Origin of the sequence: Paenibacillus polymyxa (assembly GCF_001719045.1) — a bacterium.
Taxonomy (GTDB): Bacteria; Bacillota; Bacilli; order Paenibacillales; family Paenibacillaceae; genus Paenibacillus; species Paenibacillus polymyxa_B.
Map to the genome: position 1 here is coordinate 3,128,722 of NZ_CP015423.1, position 23,933 is coordinate 3,152,654.

18 protein-coding genes are annotated in these 23,933 nt (G+C 46.3%); 4 read left to right on the plus strand and 14 right to left on the minus strand.

Annotation, left to right across the window (positions count from 1 at the left end; all coding sequences use genetic code 11):
- Positions 1–212: 212 nt before the first annotated feature.
- Both udk and AOU00_RS13975 read right to left on the minus strand, forming a co-directional pair.
- Positions 213–848 carry a uridine kinase gene (udk, locus tag AOU00_RS13970; RefSeq protein WP_013308305.1) on the minus strand — a complete coding sequence of 212 codons (636 nt, stop codon included), beginning with the start codon at positions 846–848 and terminating at the stop codon, positions 213–215.
- A gap of 75 nt (positions 849–923) precedes the next feature.
- Positions 924–1,445 carry a ClbS/DfsB family four-helix bundle protein gene (locus tag AOU00_RS13975; protein ID WP_069290834.1) on the minus strand — a complete coding sequence of 174 codons (522 nt, stop codon included), beginning with the start codon at positions 1,443–1,445 and terminating at the stop codon, positions 924–926.
- A gap of 373 nt (positions 1,446–1,818) precedes the next feature.
- On the opposite strand from AOU00_RS13975, the gene AOU00_RS13980 reads away from it, so the two are divergent.
- Complete coding sequence (locus tag AOU00_RS13980; protein ID WP_069290835.1) at positions 1,819–3,912, plus strand: pectate lyase family protein; 2,094 nt, start codon at positions 1,819–1,821, stop codon at positions 3,910–3,912.
- Between the two features lie 91 nt (positions 3,913–4,003).
- Here AOU00_RS13980 and AOU00_RS13985 read toward each other — a convergent pair whose 3' ends face one another.
- The 9 genes from AOU00_RS13985 to AOU00_RS14025 all read right to left on the minus strand — a co-directional run bounded on the left by AOU00_RS13985 (position 4,004) and on the right by AOU00_RS14025 (position 17,444).
- Positions 4,004–4,348: a hypothetical protein gene (locus tag AOU00_RS13985; RefSeq protein WP_069290836.1), complete on the minus strand. Its 345-nt coding sequence runs from the start codon at positions 4,346–4,348 to the stop codon at positions 4,004–4,006.
- A gap of 147 nt (positions 4,349–4,495) precedes the next feature.
- The gene (locus AOU00_RS13990) at positions 4,496–7,459 is read right to left on the minus strand and encodes a DEAD/DEAH box helicase (protein WP_069290837.1); all 2,964 of its coding nucleotides are present in this window, start codon (positions 7,457–7,459) and stop codon (positions 4,496–4,498) included.
- Entirely contained in the window at positions 7,456–9,111 is a 1,656-nt protein-coding gene (locus tag AOU00_RS13995; protein WP_069290838.1) for an SWIM zinc finger family protein, read from the minus strand. The genes AOU00_RS13990 and AOU00_RS13995 overlap by 4 nt, the downstream gene beginning before the upstream one ends.
- A 192-nt stretch (positions 9,112–9,303) precedes the next feature.
- Positions 9,304–10,404, minus strand: coding sequence for a GerAB/ArcD/ProY family transporter (locus tag AOU00_RS14000; RefSeq protein ID WP_237166184.1), 1,101 nt, complete (start codon positions 10,402–10,404; stop codon positions 9,304–9,306).
- 17 nt (positions 10,405–10,421) lie between these two features.
- Positions 10,422–11,576, minus strand: coding sequence for a Ger(x)C family spore germination protein (locus tag AOU00_RS14005; RefSeq protein WP_069290840.1), 1,155 nt, complete (start codon positions 11,574–11,576; stop codon positions 10,422–10,424).
- A gap of 4 nt (positions 11,577–11,580) precedes the next feature.
- On the minus strand, positions 11,581–13,059 hold the full coding sequence (locus AOU00_RS14010; RefSeq protein WP_069290841.1) for a spore germination protein: 1,479 nt from the start codon (positions 13,057–13,059) through the stop codon (positions 11,581–11,583).
- Positions 13,060–13,308: 249 nt separating this feature from the next.
- On the minus strand, positions 13,309–13,974 hold the full coding sequence (gene pgmB / locus AOU00_RS14015; protein WP_025722091.1) for a beta-phosphoglucomutase: 666 nt from the start codon (positions 13,972–13,974) through the stop codon (positions 13,309–13,311).
- Positions 13,975–13,999: 25 nt separating this feature from the next.
- Positions 14,000–16,282, minus strand: a complete 2,283-nt coding sequence (locus AOU00_RS14020) for a glycoside hydrolase family 65 protein (RefSeq protein WP_069290842.1) — start codon at positions 16,280–16,282, stop codon at positions 14,000–14,002.
- A 154-nt stretch (positions 16,283–16,436) separates the two neighbouring features.
- On the minus strand, positions 16,437–17,444 hold the full coding sequence (locus tag AOU00_RS14025; protein WP_069290843.1) for a LacI family DNA-binding transcriptional regulator: 1,008 nt from the start codon (positions 17,442–17,444) through the stop codon (positions 16,437–16,439).
- Positions 17,445–17,686: 242 nt separating this feature from the next.
- Here AOU00_RS14025 and AOU00_RS14030 point away from each other — a divergent pair, with 242 nt between their 5' ends.
- Positions 17,687–19,351 (plus strand): PTS transporter subunit IIBC, encoded by a 1,665-nt coding sequence (locus AOU00_RS14030; RefSeq protein ID WP_069290844.1) that lies wholly within the window; start codon positions 17,687–17,689, stop codon positions 19,349–19,351.
- 5 nt (positions 19,352–19,356) lie between these two features.
- Positions 19,357–20,178 (plus strand): endonuclease/exonuclease/phosphatase family protein, encoded by an 822-nt coding sequence (locus tag AOU00_RS14035; protein ID WP_069290845.1) that lies wholly within the window; start codon positions 19,357–19,359, stop codon positions 20,176–20,178.
- 21 nt (positions 20,179–20,199) lie between these two features.
- Here the strand turns inward: AOU00_RS14035 and AOU00_RS14040 are convergent, their stop codons facing one another.
- Complete coding sequence (locus AOU00_RS14040; protein WP_069290846.1) at positions 20,200–21,399, minus strand: MFS transporter; 1,200 nt, start codon at positions 21,397–21,399, stop codon at positions 20,200–20,202.
- 204 nt (positions 21,400–21,603) lie between these two features.
- A complete protein-coding gene (locus tag AOU00_RS14045; RefSeq protein WP_069290847.1) occupies positions 21,604–22,101 on the minus strand; it encodes a DinB family protein in 498 nt (165 codons plus the stop codon).
- Positions 22,102–22,419: 318 nt separating this feature from the next.
- On the opposite strand from AOU00_RS14045, the gene AOU00_RS14050 reads away from it, so the two are divergent.
- Positions 22,420–22,923, plus strand: a complete 504-nt coding sequence (locus tag AOU00_RS14050; protein ID WP_061831910.1) for a MarR family transcriptional regulator — start codon at positions 22,420–22,422, stop codon at positions 22,921–22,923.
- 79 nt (positions 22,924–23,002) lie between these two features.
- On the opposite strand, the gene AOU00_RS14055 is transcribed toward AOU00_RS14050, so the two are convergent.
- Entirely contained in the window at positions 23,003–23,932 is a 930-nt protein-coding gene (locus AOU00_RS14055; protein ID WP_069290848.1) for a response regulator, read from the minus strand.
- Between the last annotated feature and the right edge of the window lies 1 nt (position 23,933).

Genomic DNA, 23,933 nt, shown 5'->3' on the forward strand with positions numbered 1-23,933 from the left:
TGATTCAAAAAAGACCTCCATCACGTGGACGTCATATCATCTGAGGCACATATTTGACAACGCTTCCAACTTAACTTAAATCTAAAGCATTTAATCTTTACATGCTAACATAAACCACACGGGGATTCCAAAAAAATTTAGTCCAAATGGCATATAAAACAACAAAAAAGGCAGCCGAGAAAATCTCGACAGCCTAAACAACCGGGATTACCTTATACAGTACCCCATGTTCGATCTCCCGCCAAATATTTTTCAGTCAAAATAGACAGCAGTTGAATACCAACCTCATTGTGTCCTCCCTCAGGAAGGATCAGGTCAGCGTATTTCTTGGAAGGCTCAATAAATGCCTCATGCATCGGCTTAACGGTAGTCAAATAGTGATCGTGGATCGAATGGATGGTGCGGCCGCGTTCCTCAATATCACGAAGAACCCGACGGAGAATGCGCACATCAGGGTCAGTATCCACAAATACTTTGATGTCAAGCAGGCTGCGGAGTTTTTCGTCTGACAATACGTGCAGACCTTCCAACATAACGATATGATTTGGCAGAAGCTCTACCGTTTCGTCCGTGGAGCGTGCATGAACCGTAAAGTCATACACTGGCGCTTGTGTCGCTTGTCCTTTTTTCAGACATTGGAGATGCTCAATAAGCAATTCGTTGTCAAAGGCAAACGGATGATCATAATTGACCAAAGCACGTTCATCATAACTCAGATGTGAATGGTCTTTATAATAGTTATCCTGAGATATGAAAGTCACTTTATTAGATCCCAGACGCTCAACGACGGCGCGTGCTACCGTCGATTTACCGGAACCTGTACCGCCGGCAATACCAATAATAAGCATGGCGTTTCACTTACCCTTCCCTAAATGTATCCCGATACAACTCAAGTATTGTAGCACAATGCACACTTTTTTTCATCACTGTTGGACTTTGTATTTCTTCCATTTCCGTATCTTGGCTCTGAATGTTTTAAACGGTGCCACCGAGTTGATATGAATCCATCTTGCCATGGGCCATTTCGGATTAGTCCCTGTCCAGTCGTGAACGCCCTGAGTGAAGAGCTCTTCATGACTAAGTGTGTCGATCCAATCCAGCCACTTTTGCTCAGCCAACTTGAACATATCGCGTAATTCACGTAAAGATTGGTGGGAGTAGGTCTTGTAAAATGATTGATATAGTTCGCCTAGTCTATTCCATTTATAATTGGGGGCGGGCATGATCACGGTTTTTCCTTCCCGTTCGTCCTTGTCCCATGTCATGACAAGATGAAGCCATCCGAGCTGGTAGGCGATCATTTCTGCGGGTGTTTTATCTACTTCAGGGATACGGATATCCCTTTGGCTTTCGTCGATCTCCTGGAACTCACCGTCAAATCGTAAGTAGGAAGTATGAATGGCTTCCTTTAACTCTGATTTGGAGGCGTATTCGTAACTGGACATCTCATCGCTCCTTTAAATGATATGGATGATACTCACCCCTTTATATGTACCATTCCCAATATGACAACCGTATGTCTTATTCAAAAATAAAAAAATATCGTTTTTTGTGATTTTATGAAACAGCATTTGGTGTGTTCACGAAAAAGGATGCAAAATTAATAGAGAAATTAAGACAAAAGATAAGTAATTAGACATATTTTAATATTTATTTAAGTGTCTATAATTATTGGAGTATAGCGCTTGGGGCCCTCATTGGTGTTGGGATATTATTCCCTTCATCAGTACGTTATATACCGTTGGGCATGTCATGTCCGATAAACGGTGCAACCTTTGCTTTAGTATTCATGAATCTAATCGAGAAGGAGACTGTTATATGAAGTCGAGTTTGTTAAAAAAATGTGCAAGTGTAATGTTAAGCAGCACGTTGGTACTGTCTTTATCATTACCGTTGCTAGGTCATGCACATGCGGATGGGAATTTACAGATAAGTGATGATTTTGAACAAGGGGAAGCTCAAGGCTGGACCGCAGGATCGGGGAACTGGTCTGTGGTCAAGGATGGGAATGGATCTACATACCAACAATCTAGTCGAAGCGAAAGCCATTCCGTCAAAGGTAATGCCTCATGGACGAACTATAGCGTGCAAGCAGATGTATATGTAAATGATTTTAATGGCTCCAATCGAGTCTACGTTGCAGGTAGATACACAGATTCCAACAACTTCTATGCAGCTTCGTTGTACAACCAGAAAGACGGAGCTCTTGAGATTCGAAAAAAAGTCAAAGGCTCTATGAAGACATTGGCTACCCATAAGAAATACAAACTGGACACGAATACATGGTACAGAGTCAAGCTGGAACTATCCGGTTCGGAAATCAAAATGTATGTCAATGATCAACTGGAGCTGTCCGCAACAGACACCAGCCTCACTGCTGGAGCCATTGGCTTGGTAACCTCCAAAGCAGCTGCCCAATTCGATAATGTGATGGTATCCGGTGCTTCTTCTGAGGTAGATCCAGGAACACCGCCTGTGAACCCAACACCAGGTACAGAACAACCGACTCCTGGGGTGGACCCTGATGTAACCTCCAAAAATAACTATAATTTGACTGGATTTTCGTATGGTAATACAGGTGGTGGCAACATCGCGGATACCGATGCCAACTACAAAAAGGTATACAATGCTGTAGATCTCAACGAAGCACTGAAGAAAGGCAGCAAAGTCAAAGTGATTGAGATTATGAACGATCTTGATCTCGGTTGGAATGAAATTCCTAGTGCTGCCAAAGTAATGCCTTTTAGTGCCAACAATCCTGTACAGACGCATCCTGTTCTGAAAAAGACAGGTGTGAGCAAAGTCTATATCGAAAATATGAATGGGGTTACGATTTTCTCTGCCAATGGTGCGAAAATCAAACATGCTGGCTTTGTCATCAAAAGAAGCTCTAATTTGATTTTCCGTAACCTCGAATTTGATGAGCTTTGGGAGTGGGATGAAGCAACCAAAGGGAACTATGATAAGAATGACTGGGATTATGTTACCATCGAAGGTACAAGTTCCAAGGTATGGATCGACCACTGTACATTTAACAAAGCCTATGATGGTTTGGTAGATGTGAAAAAAGGTAGTAACGGAGTTACGATTTCCTGGTCTTTGTTCAAAGGAGATGACCGCAGCTCCAACAGCTGGGTAACCCAACAAGTCAACGCGATGGAAGCAGACAAGTCTTCCTATCCTATGTACGCGTATCTGAGAAGCAGTGCAGTAGGCATGAGTAAAGAAGATATCATTGATATTGCAGCAGGACAAAAGAAGGCTCATCTAATCGGTGCTACGGAAATGGCTTCCGACAATGCAGACCTGGAGGTGACGCTGCATCATAATTACTATTTGGATATTCAGGATCGCATGCCTCGTCTGCGTGGTGGTAATGCTCATGCATATAACATCGTTATGGACGATGCCGGATTGGCCAGAGCCAAAAAAAGAATTACTTCTGACATGGCTAAAGCAATTGCCGCAAAAGGATACCATTTTGATGTCGTGGGTAATGGTGCAATTTCAACAGAAAACGGCGCGGTGTTGCTAGAAAAGTCTTATTTGATTGATGTGTTCTCTCCAGTGCGTAATAATCAAAAAGATCCTAACAAAGCGGATTACACAGGTAAAATCAAAGCCGAAGACGTTATCTTTTCGAACAACGGTACCGTATTCAGAGGAGGCAGTGACGATGCGAATAGCCCGTTAGCCCCTTATCCTGCCAAGACCAAGGACTTCTCTTGGAATGGGTTCACAACGTTGCCATACAGCTATACAGCCGAAGATCCTGCCAATCTGGTTGCTCAATTGCAGGCCAAGGATGGAGCAGGTGCAGGTAAGCTGAACTGGTCGAGTGAAAACTGGCTCAAAACGGTGTACAATACGTCCGTTACGAAAAATGCAATAGTGGAAGAAGATTCCGAATAGGTAGGCCATATAAAAAAGCAGCCAGTACAGATAAGCTCTGTTGCTGGCTGCTTTTTTTGTTAACTACGTCTAGGCTGCGTTCGGTACGAACTTAACCAATAACGACAAACGAGGATACGCCAGCAGGTACGGATCTAACGCGGAATAATACTCCATCATCTCTAAAAGTACGCAGAATATAAGGCTGGTTCGTAGGTGTGCGGACTCTGCTGAATCGGGCAGTACCAAAGCGGTCGAAGCCTGCAGCTTGCACAAAGGTTCCATCTAAACGGCGCAGTGTTGCGAAAAATCCAGACGTGTTAAAAGGCACACCATCATTGTTAGCCCAAATGACTGTAAAACGGCGCAGAGTTTGTGTAGGGCTCACATTGCGATATCTCGTAACAGGAACCTTTCTGCCCGTAGATTTCAATGTTTGCGGAGGACGAATGGCCACTTCAAATCAACTCCTTTGTTGTGATGAGATAGTAAATGCACACAAAGGAGTTTTGGATTGTGTTATAAACTACGACTTCTTATAAATAGGTATATACCGAACTCAAAATGACACTCCATGTACATTATCGTTCGATTCGGGACCTCATCATGCCCAATCGCGCCGTAGCGTAAAGAGGTCTTTTAACGCGTCTGTAGACAGCTCAGTAATCCAGCCCTCGGTACTGGTTATGATTTGGTCGCTAAGCTGCTGCTTGCTTTCCAGCATTTCATCAATGCGTTCCTCCAGCGTGCCCAACGAGATAAATTTGTGCACCTGTACATCCTTCGTTTGTCCCATCCGGTAGGCTCGGTCTGTGGCCTGATTTTCAACAGCTGGATTCCACCAGCGATCAAAGTGAAAGACGTGGTTGGCGGCCGTCAGATTCAGACCCACCCCCCCGGCTTTGAGCGACAAAATAAACACGGACGGCTGCTCGGCAGGGGAGAGCGTGTGAGATTGGAATTGATCAATCATTCGGTCACGGGCCGTTTTGGATGTGCTGCCGTTCAGATAGAGCACGGGCTCTTGCAGCTCCTGAGCGAGTACCCGCTGGAGCATCTGCCCCATACCAATATACTGTGTAAAAATAAGGCAGCGCTCGCCCTCCTCCCGCAGTTCCTTGACCATAGCCAGAATGCGCTCCAGCTTGGATGAACGGCTAATGACCGCTTCAAGATCGGACTGACTATAACCGGAATCCGCGGCATTCGGGAGTGCCTCCTTGGTTAAGAGGGCAGGATGGTCACAAAGCTGCTTCAACTGGGTAAGGGCGGATAAAATGGCTCCTTTCCGTTCAATCCCTTCCAGCTTCTGCATCCGTTCCATCAACTCTTTGACAATCTGGTCATAGAGCGCGCCCTGCTCAGAGGTCAGATGAATGTACGTTTTCATCTCATTCTTGTCAGGCAAATCAAGCTGTATAGCTGGGTCCTTCTTCTTGCGTCGCAGCATGAAGGGCTGAACCAGCTTTTGCAAATCTAACGTGCGCTGCTCGTTATGTTCCTTCTCAATAGCATTAATGAAGCGATTGCTAAAGGCGCGTGAGCTGCCCAGATAACCTGGATTGATAAAATCATAAATGGACCATAGCTCGGACAACCGATTTTCAATAGGTGTCCCGGTCAACGCGATCCGATGACGTGCAGGAAAGCTGCGCACGGCTGTGGATTGCTTGGTTTGCGCATTTTTAATGTTTTGCGCTTCATCCAGGCAGACTGAATCCCAAGTCATGCTTTGTAGCAGCTCTTGATCCAGGGTTGCCGTAGCGAAGGAGGTCAGGATGACATCGGCCTGCTCAACTTCTTCGCGGAACAAGTCTCCCTGCTCCCGCTTGCTTCCATAGTGCAACATCACCTTCAGCGAAGGGGCGAAGCGGCTGAGTTCCTTCTGCCAGTTGCCCAGCACCGAAGTTGGGCAAATCAGCAGCGAACTGGAGCGGACGCCCGTCTCGGCGGCAATATCCTGTAGGTGCAGTAAATAAGTAATAAACTGCACTGTTTTACCGAGTCCCATGTCATCGGCGAGACAGGCACCCAGTCCAAAACGCCGTAAAAAGGCAAGCCATGCATACCCGTCCCGCTGATACGTTCGCAGCTCGGCTTGCAGCCCGTCCGGCACGTCCAATGCAGGCCATTCCGACTGCCGTCCGAGCTGGCTGATCAGCTTCAGCAGATGGGCATTCAGCTCGACTTCCAGTCGGAAGCGTGCCGCATCTTCCGGCTGCTCGCCCGAGGCGTCGCCTTCAGGCTCGTCGGCGTTGCCGAGCAGGTGTAGCTGTAGGATGTCCTGGAAGGACAATCCCTGAGCACTGTCGATCCCGGCCATGGCCCGGCGGATCTGTGCCAGCAACGCGGGGTCGAGCGCGATCCATTGCCCGCGGAAGCGCACCAAGCGCTCGTTGCGAGCGACGAGCTCGGCGAATTCCGACTCGCTCAGATCGGCGTCGCCAATGGCAACACGCCAATCGAACTGGACAATCGAGTCCAGTCCGAACAGCGAGCTGCCCTTCGTGCGCTCTCCCGCCCCTTCGCCTGGGCGTACCTTGGCCCGCAGCTTCGGCTTCTTGCGGGTAGCTGCCTCCCACCAAGCCGGGAGCAGCACCTGCCAACCGCTTTCCAGCAGACGCTGGCTGTCGGTCGTCAGAAATTGCCACGCCGCTTCGTCGGAGAGCGGGCGATTCAGCACGTCATCGCGGCTTCCGGCACGCTGCCTGGCGGGCAAAATCGAGGTCAAGCGTTCTAGCCACCCGGCTGAGCGCTCACGGACATGTGCTGTCCAGGCATCGGGCCATAAGCCGGATGCGTACCCATCATCGGCGAGCTGTACAGACACCAGCAACGCCGGGTCCTGCTTGTCCTGCAACACAAGCTTGAGCTGCCAGGACGGCTCGTCGTCCTCCAGCTCTGGCTCCAGCAGTTGCAGAAGCGGCCGAAATGGCGCGGTATCGGCTTTCCAGCCGATGGCGATGAGCCAGGCCCGCGCGTCTAGACCCGCCGCGGCCGGGCGGTTGGGAGCGAAGAGAATCGGATATTCTCTTCGCAAATCGGCGGCTTCCGCTTCGGTGCCGTACCAGCGCTGAAATACGGCAGCCGAGAACGCCGCTATCAGCCCATCCTGCTCGTCCTTCTCCAAGCTGCCTAGCAAAGCAAGCTCTGCCGGTTGGATGTTTTCCAGTGCTTCCGCATCCCACATCCATTGCAGCTTCCCTGCCTGGAATGCCGTGAAGCTGGGCACATATGCTTTCGCTTCAATACAGTGAGCAAGTAAAGGGATCAGCCGAAGCCACGGGGCATGGGCCTCGTCCCAGATCCATTCGATATGCTTTAGAAGCTCGCGCTCTGCCAGAAAAGGAATCACCTGCTCCGAAGGCAGCAGGATAATATCCGTGTCTTGAACATGTTGAATCTCCAGCTCGGTGCCATAAAACGAAGCCTCATGCCAAGCAAACAAACGCTGCTTCAGGATTTGGCCGGAAATGCTATAGTTCATGGAGGAATCGCCATAGATCAGCGCGTCTCCATAGGTAGTTAATTGGATATGCACGGTAATCGTTTCGGTATATTGACTCATGATAACAATTTCCCTTTCCGCAATTCCTCTTGTAGCGCCCGCAGGCGGCTATGACGGCTGGTGAAGGTCGTGAAGAACAGCTCCCAGCGTGATTCTTGCTTCATTTTCTTGTACAGCTTGAACAGTCGCTTTAACAGCTTGACTGCTGCTTTATAGCTGGCTCTGTTTTTTTCTAGCACATAACGTTCTACCGCTTGATGGTAAAAGGGGAGTAGTAACTCAGGCGCGTTCTTTTCAATGGGCTGTAACACGCTCACTCGAAAACTCAATGGTTCACTGCGTATGCTTAGCTGATAGTCGATCCATGACCGCCATTTTTCGTGGGCAAGCAGCGCCTCTTCATACATTCCTCCGGCAAATGGAAGCATACCCACCAGCGTGTCCCACATGTCCTGCTCCGCTTCTGGAAGGTGCTGCAAAACCACATCCCAATCATGCATATAATCCTGTAAATGGTCATCCCGATGACTGTGAAGCAGGGGACCGATATGCTGCAGTCCGTCCTTGAGACGTGCCCAATCCTCGGCTTTGCGCAACGCCTCTAAGAACAAAAGCAATTGGTTGGAAGAGATTTTTAGTGGAAAAGCTCGTTCCGCTTCCTGAAGAAGTACCCAGGCTTCATTATCCTGCGATTGGTAAATATGCATCCAGCTACGAGCCAACATCCACGGAAGTCGTGCTAAAGTTGTACCGAGATCCTCCTCAGCCGCCTGTAAATGTTGTAATTCCTCCGTATATATGCTGGAGTCCTGTCTTTCGGGATGCACCCAGTTCAGCCAAAACTGATAATACGTGTCTGAAAAATAAGTACCGTTACGCGATTCTGTCAGCATTTTTCGGCGCAAATAGGCTAAGGTTTCTGCGATACGGGCTTCTTGCATCGGTTCATCGGTCAGCTCCAGCGGGCTTTCAAAATCACGCTCGATAGCTTCTTTAAGCTCATCGGCGGCGATTTGCGTGTAATACCCCATATAGGTATGAGAGGGATAGCCCGGCATGGGAGACTGAGGCACCAGCTTTTCCAGCACACGCAGATGAGCATGCAGTCCGTATAGCTGTTGCATGCCGGGTGAAAGCGGTGGCTTCACAGCATAGATCGAGGCTAAAGCGCTTTGGACATATTGGGAATTTTGTGTGTTCACACGGTTAAGGGCGATACACTGATCGAACAGATCGTGCCACTCTGAAATGGGCATGTCTGGTATCTTGCTTGCTGTTTTACTGAGAGCGTTTCTTGTTGCTTCCTTGTGATCCGGTGAAAGATTCGACCGGGAAGGAGGTGTGGTACGCGTGTCAGCTTTTGCCGCCAATCGGGTGAATCTCGCCGAATGAGCGTTCACTAAAGCATGTACAGAACGTTCCTGTTCATTCGCGTAATTTAGTAGTACGGCGATCATATGCTTGCAGTTGGTGTGGACAGGGCATGTACATCTGCTGGCAGCAAAAGCACTCAAGTGGAGATCCACCTCGTATAGCTCGCTTCCATCCACGACAGCTGCAATATGATCGGCATCAGGCATCCCGAATTCTTTTACCCTTCCTTGCTTAAAATATTGAAAGCCTCGTTTGATCGTTACATCATTAAAATGATCAGCCACGTTTTGAATAAGCTGTTGCCACTGTATATCATCCATAAGATAGGTTGGTTTCATATGATTAGTCTCCTAAAAGAGAATAGTTGATCAGCTAGTAGCTTAACTCTTCCATTATATCAGTTCACGAATATAAATTGAGTGGAGGGAGAGTTGGAAAATTTCGAAGATATCCGCTGGATAAAGCAAAAAGCCCCCTTACTCTATAACGTAAGGGGACTTGAGTCATCGGGCAAGAATGGGGGCTATCCTCTACTGTTTCCCATCCAAATTCTCAACTCGGCGGAAGACCATGGAGATGACAAGAAGTACCAAGGGGACTGCCGCGCATATAATAATACCAAAGTAACCTGTTATTTTATCGAAATTGCCTATTTCAATAAAACTTTGGGGATACATGCTCAGGGAAAATAATAAAATTAACGGGAGATAACAGATGTACCTATTCCACTTTTGGGTGAGCTGGCTGATCCCGGCAACAATATAGAAATAATAGTTTGAGGCGGTCATGAAGATTTTGATCGTCCACAAAATGATAAATAATATTTCAAATCGTTCTAGGAACGCGCCAGGGAATTCAATTTGCTGTGCAAAAGAAACGACCGGCCATTGCAATCGGGAAACTTCTTCAACTGACATACAGCCAACGACCATCGTTACCATCAAGAGATACAAACCCATTGCAATCGAGTAGCCGATCCAGCCTGCCTTCCACGCCTTTTGTGGATTGGCCATAACATTTGTTAATATGAGCACCGATTCAAAACCCATTGCCGAAAAAGGTACAACTTTAAGAGATTGGAAGATCGGGCCCCATCCTTTATGAAAAACAGGGCGCAAATTATCGATGTCAAAATGATTGATATTGAAAACGATCAACAATAAAAAAACAATAAGGGTTAAAGGAAAAAAAAGCTCGACCAATCGAACCATCGCATGGAGACCGCCCCAAGTCAAATACCCTATAAGCAGAAGAAACGGAAAAATAATCATGCCTATTGGCGTTCTCTCCAATGCAAGGCCTTTGAGGAATTCCGCCATCATTCTGCATACAAGCGAGCAGATCATCGTGCAATATACAATAAATGCGATATTGATGAGTTGACCAATGAATTTACCTGCGATCACAGGATTGAACTCATAGAACGTCTTCCCTGGAAATCGTTGACACAATTTAACATGGATAAAAATCACGCCTATCCCAAGCAGACTTGCCAGCAAAAGTCCCTGCCACACGTCGGGCGTTTTTGTCTGCTCCGCAATGGTTCTTGGTAAACTGACAATACCCACAGCATACACGGTCGAAGTGACGGTAAATAAGGCTTGCAGAGTAGATATTTTTTCCTGTTTCATGGAAGGTATGTTGGACATTACGCTCCCTCTCCTTTTGTATAAGCACCTGTTCGTTCGATCTGTACTTTAGCTTGAACATCGATCGGTATTTGACTGAATGTATCTTGCCAATTTTCCTTTACCCGATCCCAGTAAGCGGGATAGTTCACTTTTACTTTTGTGCCAAAACCGACTACATCTGCTTTCATTTCTTTCTGGAGCGTGTTTAACGATAGGGATACTGTTTGTTTGATTTCATCTTGCGCCGCTTCTTTAGCGGTTTGGATGAATGATTCCTTCAGGAAGTCTACAGAATTATCCGAGCTTTCGTTTAGTTTGATATCTGCTTTAATACGAACTGTGAATGAGAGATCCTGCCCGTTGAGGTGGGGGATAAGTTTTGTATGGACATCTTCGACTTCAAACACCATGGATTGTTCCGATTTTGGGCCTTCAGTTCTAATAATTGAACCCTTCGTTTTTCCCAGCATCCAGTTGATCCCGATAACATCCTCTTCGTCTAGCCAATAAGCAAATTTCTTCGTTTTGCCGCTGACCAAAGCTGCGCCTGAGAAGTGGTTGCCTTCATTGGTTTCTAGGCATTGAATGACGAAGTCAGATCCTTGTGAAATATGTGTAGAAATTTCCCCTAATGTTATTCTATAGGGTATTTTGGAGTTGAAATCGCTATTTTTAGCCAATGCTTCAAGGTCAATGGAAGGTATCTCTTTATGTTTGCCGATCTTATTGAGCGCTTCTTTCGCACTGCCCTTAACGATCATAACAAGTGATTTTCGACTCGGTTTATAGGAGCGGGTAAACGTATCTAACAATTGGTCGATTCTTGTTTTTTGTATAGCTTGGTCACTAATCAAAATCAAGCGAATAAAACTATATAAAGGAGCACGGGATACCAGCTTGGCCTGTTCCCTTGAAGCAGATTGAATGGAATTTTTGTTAAAGGTTGTTACGTTGCTATACATATTTTTTCTGGATTTCTGCGCTATTAAATGCTGGTAGGTAAGCTCCAGCATTTCCTGCTCATCCGTATCAATGGCGACGCCTTGAATGATACTCAAGTTGTCGATCTCTCTGCTGTCCCAACAACCAGTGAGGAGAGCACATGCGATCCATACGGCGACGCATTTTTGCAACCGTAGGGTTCGACGAAACAGAAAGATGTAAGAGATCATGGGCTTACTTCCTTTTCCTGTTAGATTGTGTTTCGTCCTGTGTCTTTAGCATCATAGGACGTTTTCTGAGGTATTTAAAAGGAACCCGGACCAAAGTATCTTGTTGATCTCTTAGCCGAATTGGGGCTAGGGGTGACATGTAAGGAACTCCAAAGCTTTTGATCTGGACCATGTGTACGCCTAAGCAAATAAAGGCTAAAATCACGCCATACAGCCCATAAATCCCTGCAATCATCATAATGGGGAAACGAAGAAGCCGTATTCCAATACTCCCGCTGTACTGAGGGCTTGCAAAGGACGCAATGGCAGTAAGACCAACGACAATAATCAGAAAAGCACTTACGACCGCCGCCTCGACCGCTGCTTGTCCAATCACAAGACCGCCTACAATACCGATGACTTGTCCTATGCCTTTAGGTAGTCGCAGACTTGCCTCGCGTAATATTTCCAATGATAACTCCATGATTAGAGCTTCCACAAAAACGGGAAAAGGAATTCCCTCCCTTGAGGCAACGATAGAGATCACCAGCTCAGGCGGGATTAATCCAGGATGGAAAGAAATAAGTGCAACGTACAGCGAAGGCAGGAATGTTGCAATGAATAGAGCCATTAAACGAAGCATACGAAAAAATGTTCCTAAAGGGAAACGCTCGTAATAATCCTCTGGGGATTGAGCCAGCATCCAGAAGGTCATGGGAGCAATCAGGACAAAAGGAGTGCCATCAAGCATAATGACAACTCTTCCGGACATTAAAGCATTTATAGCTTTATCCGAGCGTTCAGAGGCTTGAATCTGTGGGAACGGAGACCATGAATGTTCCTCAATCCATTGCTCAATAATCCCGGTATCGGAAGCATCGTCCACATCAATCGTTTCGACTCTTTGTTTAACTTCCTGAACTAGCTCTGGATTTGCGATATCTGATATGTACAAGATCGCTAATTTCCGTGAAGATCTCCTTCCTATGGTCATTTTATCTATTTTGAAACTTAGATCTTTGATATGCCGCCTTACCATTGCCAAGTTGCTTTCCAAATCTTCAATAAAACCTTCTCTCGGCCCTCTAACCAAAGTTTCGGTGCTCGGTTCATCGACACTTCGCGAAGGAAACTGGCCCGTAGAAGCAAAAAAAACTTCATCGGTTCCTTCGATCAGCAGACAAGTATTTCCCGATAACACTTCAATTACACATGTCTCAAGGTCTGCCCCTTCTTTCGTACCGATCGTAAATGCCGTCTGCTGTATCAGTTCCTCCTTTATTTTCTCCAGATTAACTTGGGAGTGGTTTTCACGGATTCCAGTCAAAATGAGTGGCTTAACGATTTGTTCGTTAATTATGCCCGTATTCGCAATACCGGAGAGATAAACCATCACTACATGAATTCCCGTTTGTCCCACGTCCATTTTTTTGAAGACGACATCAGGAAGATGACCCAGGGTCTTTTTTAGATGGTCCAATTTCTCCTCGAGTGATCTTGCCATGACTCGTCCTCCTTCAAAAGCTTAAATCAACGATATACATGTAATATGTGTAAAATGGTAATATATATTCATGGAATGGTAATTTAACGTGTTCGACGATGGAGGAGCTGAAGACGCGAGAGACAGAGGGAGTTTTTTGGAGTATATGTAAACAAAAACGAACACCAGTGGTGTCCGTCGTTGGTCATACATATGAGGCGAGAGTGCTCTATCCCTAAGATAACGCCATATAAACTACTCCGAGGGAGGTCACTTTTTGAACTCGTAGAAATGTGCCTCCAACATGCTCAGAGAAAGCTCGGCAGTAGTGGCTACCACGATATCCGCACCTTGCATTTGCGAAGGTGTTCCTACACCGACCGCGAACATCCCGGCGCCCTTGATCGCCTGTATGCCAGCCTGTGCGTCCTCTATGCCGATACAGTCGGCAGGCTGAACGCCCAGATTTGCGGCTCCGGTGAGGAAAATTTCCGGGTCAGGTTTGCCATGCCGAATGGCGGTAACATCCACCACACTGTCAAAATAGTATGCTAGCTCCAGTCGCTCCAGGATAAATGCTGCATTTTTGCTTGCAGAGGCCAGCGCGATGCCGATTCGGGCTTCACGAAGCTCTGTCAGAAGCGCTTTAATGCCTGGAAGAATGTCCGAGGGAGTTACAGCTGAGATGAGCCGCTGATACTCCGTATTTTTCCGTGTGGCCAGTTCTTGCTTGCCTTCTTCTGAAAACGTATCGGACAGGTTACCGCGCGCCAGTATTTTGTCGAGCGATTCCGTACGGCTGATTCCTTTTAACTGTTCATTGAATTCCCGATCAAAAGGGATGCTAAGCGCTGCCGCCAAGCTGCCCCATGCCTGAAAATGATATTCGGCGGTATCTGTAATGACTCCGTCCAGATCAAAAATGACTGCTTTCATTTGGTTTCCCCCCTGTCTGCCCGATTTATGAAACGCTGTTCGTCATTAACGACTGTCCACTGGTAATGTGCGTTGGCTCTCCATACAGCTCCAGCGTCAGCGGTTCTCCGTCCAACAGGGTAATGATCACTTCATTTTCCTGTACGAGAATACTTAACAAGCGACCGCGATAGTTGATTTTAAACGTATATTTGTTCCAGCCTTGAGGCAGGAAGGGGGAGAAGCTTAAGGTTTCACGATACGTTCTCATCCCGGCAAATCCCTGTACAATCGCCAGCCAGCTTCCTGTCATGGAAGTGATATGAAGTCCGTCTTCGGTATCGTTATTGTAGTTATCCAGATCCAGACGGGCCGTCCGCTTATACATCTCGACTGCCTTTTCCTCCATTTTGAGTTCGGCAGCCAGCACGGCATGAATGGACGGGGACAGACTGGATTCATGAACAGTCATTGGCTCGTAAAATGCAAAATTGCGCGCTTTTTCCTCCAGCGTAAACTGGTCTCCAAAGAAATACAGCCCTTGCAGCACATCTGCCTGCTTAATGAAGCAGGAACGAAGGATTTTATCCCATGACCATTTCTGATTTAGTGGAAGGTTGCTGGGATCAAGGGAGGATACAGGCTGCAAATCCTTATCCATAAAGGTATCGTGCTGTACGAAGACTTCCCGCTCCTCATCATAGGGATAATACATGTGAGTGATGATATCCTGCCAATGTGCAAGCTCATCAGCCGTAACCGCTAGATGCATCGATTTTTCTGCTGAAATTTGAGGTAAGACCGATAATGTATATTTCAAAACCCATGCAGCCAGCGTGTTGGTATACCAGTTGTTATTGACGTTATTTTCATATTCGTTCGGCCCGGTAACCCCGTGGATCATATACTGCTGCTGGCTTTTGGAAAAATGAACCCGGTCGGCCCAGAAGCGGCTAATTTCGACCAGTACATCTATTCCATATTTCCGTAAATAGCTCAGGTCGCCCGTATAGTTGGTGTAGTTGTAAATGGCATACGCAATGGCTCCGTTACGGTGGATTTCCTCAAAGGTAATCTCCCATTCGTTATGGCACTCCACACCTGTAAAAGTGACCATAGGGTATAGTGCACCCCGTAGCCCTTGCTGGGCTGCGTTATGCTTGGCACCCTCTAGTTGTTGGTGACGGTACAGCAGCAGATTTCGGGTTACATCCGGGTCTGCAAGCGCCAGGTACATAGGCACGGCATATGCTTCTGTGTCCCAATAGGTGGCACCGCCATATTTTTCACCTGTAAAGCCCTTGGGACCAATGTTCAGACGGGCATCTTCGCCGTAGTACGTAGAGAACAGTTGAAAAATATTAAAGCGTATTCCCTGCTGGGCCTCTGTATCTCCCTCGATTTCTACATCTGCTTTGTCCCAACGTCGAGCCCAAGCTGCGACATGCTCCTGCTTGAGGGAGGTGTAGCCTTTGTTCACAGCCTCCACAGCGATGCGTTCAGCTTGTGGAATCAGTGCATCCTTTTCCATATCACGTGAGGTGGTAACCGCCACAATTTTTTGCAGCTGGATACTGTCGCCCGGAGCGACGCTGTATTGATAGTGGCGTGCAGCATACAAAAAGCTCTCTTCCGTCGTCTGCAGATCCTGTCCCTCGGTCACAATACCCATGGTAGCGTTTACGGTAAAACGCGGAATACCGAAGGGATTATCTATAGTTGTTGTGGACAGGCTGATGAATTGTTCTTGAACCTCTCGGGCCTCCTCCAACCAAAAAACCTCATCATAGTTCGTATCTTCATTCTTCGTATTGCCGTCCAAATAAGGGACAAGCTCTATAGTTAGAGGCTGCTCGCTTATATTCGTTGCTTGGTAATCAATCAGGCATAGCTCACGAGTGGTGATGCTCAGAAAACGCTCCGTAGTGATACGAACCTGATCGTTCACGGTGCAGGTGCGTCGCAGGATACCCTGTTTCATGTCCAACTCCTGCACAAAATCGCTGATGTGTGCCGTAAATAAGTCTACTTCCTCTTGGTTTATGATCAGACGGATGCCGATGAAGTTCATGGCATTGATGACCTTACCAAAATATTCAGGATAGCCGTTTTTCCACCAGCCGACCTTTGTTTTGTCGGGGAACCATACACCGGAGATATACGTTCCCTGATGATGATCACCTGAATAAGCTTCTTCAAAATTGCCGCGCATGCCCATATAACCGTTGCCTATGGACGTTATGCTTTCCTGTAATCGCATGTGTGTGCTATGTAGAGTGTGTGTTGTCAGCTTCCAGCTATCTACGTCAAATAATCGGTTGTAAACCATGATTGCGTACCCCTCTCGGAAAATGAGATCGTTGTTTTAACGAAACCAGTATATGAGCGAGTTCAGTATATAGTGCAACCGTTTGCCCTGTCAACGCAAAAAAACTGATTTTATGGGTTTCCACAAAATCAGTTCTTGCTCATTCCGCTAAGAATCATAGTAATTGGCTGGATTTGCGCTCCACGATTCGGTGGGGAACAATGATGTGTTTGGTCAATTCCTTGGGGTCCTCGATTTTTTCAATCAGGTTTTTGGCTGCCTGATAACCTAGAGTGAAGATATCAATATCCACGGAAGTCAGAGGGGGATTCATCAGTTCAGCTAGCATTAGATTATTGAAGCTCACCATGGATAACTGCTCTGGCATGGACACGCCTAGCTGAGAAAGCATTTTCTGTACTGCCATGGCTACGAGGTCGTCGCTAACAACCATCGCGGTAGGCGGCGGGGTGGCCTGCAATAATGTGCGCATGTCCTCCAGATTAAATGGCTCCCTGACCACGTATTCCTTGGGTAAAGGCAAGCCTGCCTCTCGCAACGCATCCTGGTAGCCTCGGAGTCTTTCAATATTCACGATGTGTTCATGATCACCGCCAACATAAGCAATGTGCTGATGATTCAGCCCAGTCAAATAAGTGACCACATCCTTGGCAGCCTGGTAGTTATCGTTATCTACATGGGTAGTTTCACTGACAAATTGCTGAGGCTTACCGATTACGGTGTAAGGTATTTTTTCTTTATGAAGGTACTCCACAATGCTATCTTTTTGCTTGGAGTACAGAACAATATAGCCGTCAACACGCCCGGTCCGGGTCATCAGCTTCACGCGGGATAGCAATTCATCGCTCGTTTTTCCTGTGACAATGGACAGTGTATAGTTGTGCTCATTTACCCATTCGCTGATCCCACGAAGGCTTTCCGGAAAGAACGGATTTTGAAAGATTGCCACATCCGATTCAGGCATAATGATGCCAATTGACTGTGTGACACGGTTAGCCAGACTCTGAGCTGAATAGTTGGGTTCATAGCCAAGCGCCTTCATTTCTTTACGGACACGTGCCTTGGTCGCTTCGCTGATTTTGGGGCTGTCTTGAATGACACGGGATACGGTGGAAGTAGCAACATTAGCACGTTTTGCGACATCTTTGATGGTTACTGCCATCGTCTTCGTCTCCTTTTGCTATCTCAAGCAGGAAATATTATGTTCTATCATACGATATTGCTCGAAAATCAACAAATTCGCGGCTTTTTCGAGTATTTCTATGATCATTAGCCAAGATATTTACAATTAGGGTATTGCCAATAGAAAGCGATATCATTATAATAATTGTGCAACCGATTGCATAATGTTTATAGGGTACAAACAACGCTGTACATACTATAAGGGATGGGGATTGAAGGAGCATGAAAAAACTTCTATCATTTGATTTTTGGCAAAAGCTCGGGAAAGCACTGCTAGTGGTTGTTGCTGTTATGCCGGCAGCCGGGATTATGATTTCGCTTGGTAAAGTAGTGGCGATGTTGGCTGGTGATATCCATTTCTGGTTGACCGTCGGCGGGGTTATGGAGAATTTGGGTTGGGGTATTATCAATAATTTACACATACTGTTTGCCGTGGCGATTGGTGGTTCCTGGGCTAAGGAACGGGCGGGCGGAGCTTTTGCGGCCTTAATTGCCTTTATTCTCATTAATATTTCAACAGGAACGATTTTGGGTGTGTCCTCGAAAATGCTAACCCAGGAGGGTGCCACCACCCACACTCTTTTTGGTGCATCCATTCCGGTTAGTGGCTATTTTACCTCTGTCTTAGGGGCACCTGCACTTAATATGGGTGTGTTTGTCGGTATCATCTCCGGCTTTGTCGGAGCCGTGGTATTTAACAAGTACTACAATTACCGCAAGCTGCCAGACGCTTTAGCTTTTTTTAACGGCAAACGTTTTGTTCCTTTTGTCGTGATTTTATGGTCTGTCATCGTAAGTTTGATCATGTCTGCCATCTGGCCATTTGTTCAGGGGGGGATTAATCAGTTCGGTATTTGGTTAGCGACTTCAGGGGAGTCGGCTCCTTTTGTAGCGCCATTTGTCTATGGTACACTGGAAAGACTACTAATTCCTTTTGGACTTCACCATATGCTGACCGTTCCTATTAACTATACTCAACTTGGTGGCGTTTACACGACACTTACGGGTTCCGGGGCAGGAAGCGTCGTTGCCGGGCAAGATCCGCTGTGGCTGGCTTGGGCAAGTGACCTGAGTGCGCTTCGTGGTACTGATCCGACAGCCTACAATAGCTTGTTGGAAGGCGTGACGCCTGCTCGCTTCAAGGTAGGACAAATGATCGGTGGAGCAGGAATCCTTATGGGACTAGCGGTGGCTATGTATCGCCGTGTAGACAAAGATAAACGCAGCAAGTACAAGTCGATGATCTTTTCGGCAGCCGCAGCTGTCTTTTTAACAGGGGTAACGGAGCCACTGGAATTCATGTTTATGTTCGTGGCGCCTGTGCTGTATGTGGTTTATGCTATTCTTACCGGTATTGCGTTCGGAATGGCCGACATCATACATTTACGTTTACATTCGTTTGGTATGATTGAACTGCTGACCCGAATGCCGTTGTCTATAAATGCGGGTTTGGTGCAGGATATTATTAACTTCGTGCTGACTTGTGTGGTGTTTGCTGTAGCAACCTACTTTATCGCGTATTTTATGATCGGTAAATTGAAAATGGCTACGCCGGGAAGACTGGGGAACTATACGGATGAGGAGCCTCAAGGGACTTCCGTGGCTGGGAGTACGAAGACAGAGGGTGTGGCAGCTGTTTCCACTCAAAATCAACTGGCTACGGATATCATCAAGACGCTTGGGGGTGAGCAGAACATTGTCGAGGTGGACGCTTGCATGACCCGTCTGCGTGTGACGGTGAAGGATACGGATGCCGTTGGAGATGAAAAGACGTGGAAAGCGCTGGGTGCCTTGGGCTTGATAAAAGTAGACAATGGGGTGCAGGCAGTTTACGGACCGAAGGCCGATGTGCTTAAATCAGATATACAAGACATACTCAACAGGTGATTACTTTGAAGTTGTTAACCTTAAATGCACATGCTTGGATGGAAGAAAACCAGCATGATAAGCTAAAGCAGCTGGCTGCTTTTATTGATGAACAGCAGTTTGATGTCATTGCTTTGCAGGAAGTGAACCAGTCCATGGAAGAGACTCCTTTGTCGCCGGACGATTTGGGCGCTTATTATAGCGCAGATCCTGAAGTTGTCATTAAGCGTGATAACTATGCTTATGTGCTGAACGGGCTATTGTCCGATGCTTATCAGTGGACGTGGGCTCCCGCACATGTTGGTTTTGCCAAATACGACGAGGGTTTGGCGATTCTGTCCAAAACACCGATTACAGCTACGGTGAACGAATATGTTTCCTCGCTACAGGATTATGACAACTACCGTTCACGTAAAATTGTCGGCGTTCAAACTGTGGTGGACGGAGTGCAGGCCTGGTTTGTAAGTGGACATTATAACTGGTGGAATGATGAAGAATCCTTCCGTGGACTATGGGATCGTACAACAAAAGTGCTAAATTCTTTTGCTCCGACTCCTGTGTTTATGATGGGTGATTTCAACAACGCGGCTGAAGTGCGTGGAGAAGGATATGACTATGTACTGCAATCCGGCTGGTCGGATACCTATCCGAATGCAGCAGTACGTGATGAAGGCCACACGGTGATTAAAGCTATTGCTGGTTGGGAAAGCAATGCGGAGCCGCTCCGTATTGACTTTATCTTCTCCAATAAGGCTGCACAGGTTCAATCCTCAACCGTTGTACTGAACGGGAAAACGGGACCAGTTGTATCGGATCATTTTGGGGTTGCAGTTGAGTTGGAGCTGTGAGAAAGAAAGGAGGCCAGTTGCTTATGCAATTGGCCTTTTTCTTATAGATTTCGACTTAAAACGAATAACATATTGGATAACTATAGCGATCAACACCAAAATCAAATTGTAGTAAAAGGGAGTGCTGACGCTAAACTGTTCCATGAGTGCACCTGCGAGGATCGGAGACACAATGGCCCCCAATTCGGACAAAGATACGACGTTGCCGATAAATGAGCTTCTATTCTCCTCAGGAATAACATCCCCTAGTTGCGAGTAAAAGGAATCCAGATAGCTGGCTCCTCCTATACCTCCGATGAACATCCCTAAGTATACGATCCACGGTTCTGTGAACCAAAGAAATAAGATGATTTCCACCATGATCAACAATAGACCGATGATACAAAGCATCAAGCGATCCTTAAGTAGATCAGATAGTTTGCCAATAAAGGGGGCTGATATGAAGGTCGATATGCCGATAATGGTAAAAGCTAAGCTGATTTCTGCGGGGCTCCAATGGAGCTTGTAGGTTGCATATATGGAGAAGTACGTTAAAAATATAGCGAATGCACTCATTTCAAGGAAATGAACGGTGGAATAGAGCAGTAGCTGTTTCGTTAGCATGGTTTTTCTTTTCGACTCATGAAGGGGTGCGTGCTGTTGCTGAGGTTTGGAAGAGAGACTGGGGAAAGTCATTCTGGAGACGGCAACGAAGGATATACATGAGAAAATAGCAACGAAATAAAACGGAATGGATAAAGAAAAATAAGAAACAATAGCTCCACTCATAAGAGGCCCTAAAATCATACCGGCACCTTCACTGCTGCTGATATATCCATTGAGCATGCCTCGATTATCTGCGGTGCTCATATGGTTGATCGTGACTCTTACAAAGACGGTTAGCCCTATAGCTACCAAGCCTTGGAGGAGTCTCAGTATGGATAGAATGATGAAGCTTGTTGCAATCGGAAACAGGAGCATACAAGCGATTTCAGCAATGAGTAAGCTCAACCCCAAGCGTTTTGCGCCAATCTTTTCATAAATTCGTCCTGCCAAGCCTCCACCAAGAAATCTACCTACATAAAATAGAGAAAATAAAATGCTCATGCCGAGTACGGATATCCCGAATTGCTCTACATAAATAGCAAAGAGTGGAAGGATCATACTTCCACTCATGTTAGCAATAAGGCTGATCACAATCATACAGGCAATATTACGATTTAAATATAAGTGTCTCACCATAACCTCGAAACCTCTCTTTGGTCTTGCATCATGGGAACCGTTATTCGGATTGCACCTGATTACGGGTAAACGGCTTCAGGTCGAGTTAGTAGGTTCCCATATAGGGTACGCAAGCGAGTTCCTCGCGGTGCCTAAATCCCATTGCAATGATGGAGGTATGGAGCAGCGGATGGGGGAAAGCTTGATTAGAGCATGGTGTTGCCTTTAGACTGGAAAGCCGCCTCCTGGTGGTGGCCAAGCTCCATAAATCCGGCGTAGCAGCACGATTTCACCCAAATGATATGAATTGTGGGAAGCGATATTCCGCAGCAGTCCTGCTTTCGTTTCACCTGGAAAATGAGCTAGTGAATCATCCAGTTGTGCGGTTTCGGCAATCTGCACAGCCTGATCTACGCCCTGTAAAAATTCGTTAATGACAGCCTGCCATGCCTCTTCGCTCTGCGGTCCAGTCTCTTCGGGCCAGCTTTCCATGACATTGCCCGGAAGCTGGGGTTTCCGTCCTTCCAAATGCTCCAGCATGAACTGCTGCCAGTAAATCATATGCTTCAGCAGTTGATAAATGCTGTAAGGCATTTCTGCATTTTTCTTCCCTGCCAGCTCGACGTCGATGTCTGGTAAAGCCCGAGCTACTCGAATATGTCCACGTTCCCCGACCAGTGATTTAACCAGTGCTTGACCGAATAATTGGTTTGTATCCGACATGTATCATCATCCCTTCTATGGAGAACTTGTTTCTAACTTATTCTCATTTTACGATTATACAATTATATTTTTCAAAATGAAAATACCCACGTAGTAAGAAGAGAAACAGAAATAATTTTTAAAAACAATTGATAATCATTCTCAATTATAATAAAATAATATTGTTTCAAATGAAACAAAGTATCGATAATAGATATATTTTGTATATATACGGAAATGTTAAAGGGGAGCTTTCCGTATGCATATATTGTTTTCTATGAAACAAAAATGGGCTATAATGAAAGGAGGAGTATGTCAAAGGAGTGACCATTTTTTCGTATGGAGAAAGCGACATCAGTTCAGCATGTTTATGATTTGCTCATTAAGATGAATCACCAGCTGGAGCAGCATCAGCAGAGAGAGAGCATGACTATTCTCGAAGAAATACACGAGCATTTTGATGGAATTGCTTCACTCAATCTGACGGATGTGCACGTCATTGACTGTATTGGGAGGCATGAGCCGATTAATGTTACGACATTAGCGGATCGAATTGAGCTGAGCAAGGGTACAGTTTCGAAAGTCAGCACCAAGCTGCTCAAGGAAGGCTGGATTCGCAGAACCCAGCTTAACGACAACAAGAAAGAAATTTATTTTCGGTTAACCCCGTTGGGGAAAAGACTCTTTCTTATGCATGAACGACTGCATGTTAAGGTACAGCAGCAGTTATTTCAATTTTTAAATCGTTATAGCTCGGAAGAACTGAATGTCTTGAAACGTCTGCTGTCCGATGGTGTAGATCTCTTGGAAGCTATGGAGTGGCAGGGCAAGAGTCTGGACTAAAGGGATATCGAATCATCAACGATGGGCACCTGTTAATCTCCAAGTAATAGATACATGGGGATATGCAGGTGCTTTTCTTTTAATGTAATAGCCGTTTTGCTTCCATATAGAGCACCTGTACGAACTTTTTCGTATTAATGCGGGCTTGGGACAGTGAAGGCTCCACATTGTTTTGCAGTTCCAGCATTTTTTTGCGGATTTCTGTAAAATCAAAAAATTTGGATGCATAATTTTCAAATTTAGGATGGGTATAGTCAGTCAATCCGAGCGATACTATATGGCTTAGCGTCTGAAAAATAGCACGGCGGACACGTTGCTCCGATGCTTTGATTTCCTTACTCAGCTCTATTGCTGAGGCTGAAGCCCCTAATCGTTTGGACGCTACATTAGCAAATATATCCTTCAACGGCGGGAACAGATAGGGAGATAGATTTCCTGTTTCCTCCTCATACTGGTCCAGAAATTCCAGCATGTCCAGTAAATCCATACTCCCGGCTTCGCCGATCATCCCCATTTCGGAGAGCAGAAACTGCCCGGAAGTTACGATGTTTCGGGTCGGTTCAATTGTTGCCGTTGGGTTGTTCGTTGTGAACATCGACAACCCTTGAAGCGTGCGCTGAATATCCGTAATCGACTGCTGCATGCGCAGACGCTCAGCCACCTTATGAATAACTGCAATAATCTCCAGTCGATTCAAAGGCTTGGCCACATAATATTCAATACCGAGCGAGTATGCCTCGCCGATCATGTTTTTGGATTCGATGCGAGAAATCATAATGATTTTGCCGCTGAATTGATCGCCAAGTGCACGCACGGTCTGAATGCCGTCACGAAGCGGCATCAGCAGGTCAATCAGCAATACATCAATCCGGTTCAGCTCTAGGAGGCCGCTATTCACGTAGGTACCATCCTCTGCTTCCCCGATGACTTCTCCTAGACCTTCGTCTTCAATAATGTCTGCCAGCATAGAACGAATTCCCTGATCGTCATCCACAATATAAAAACGCATC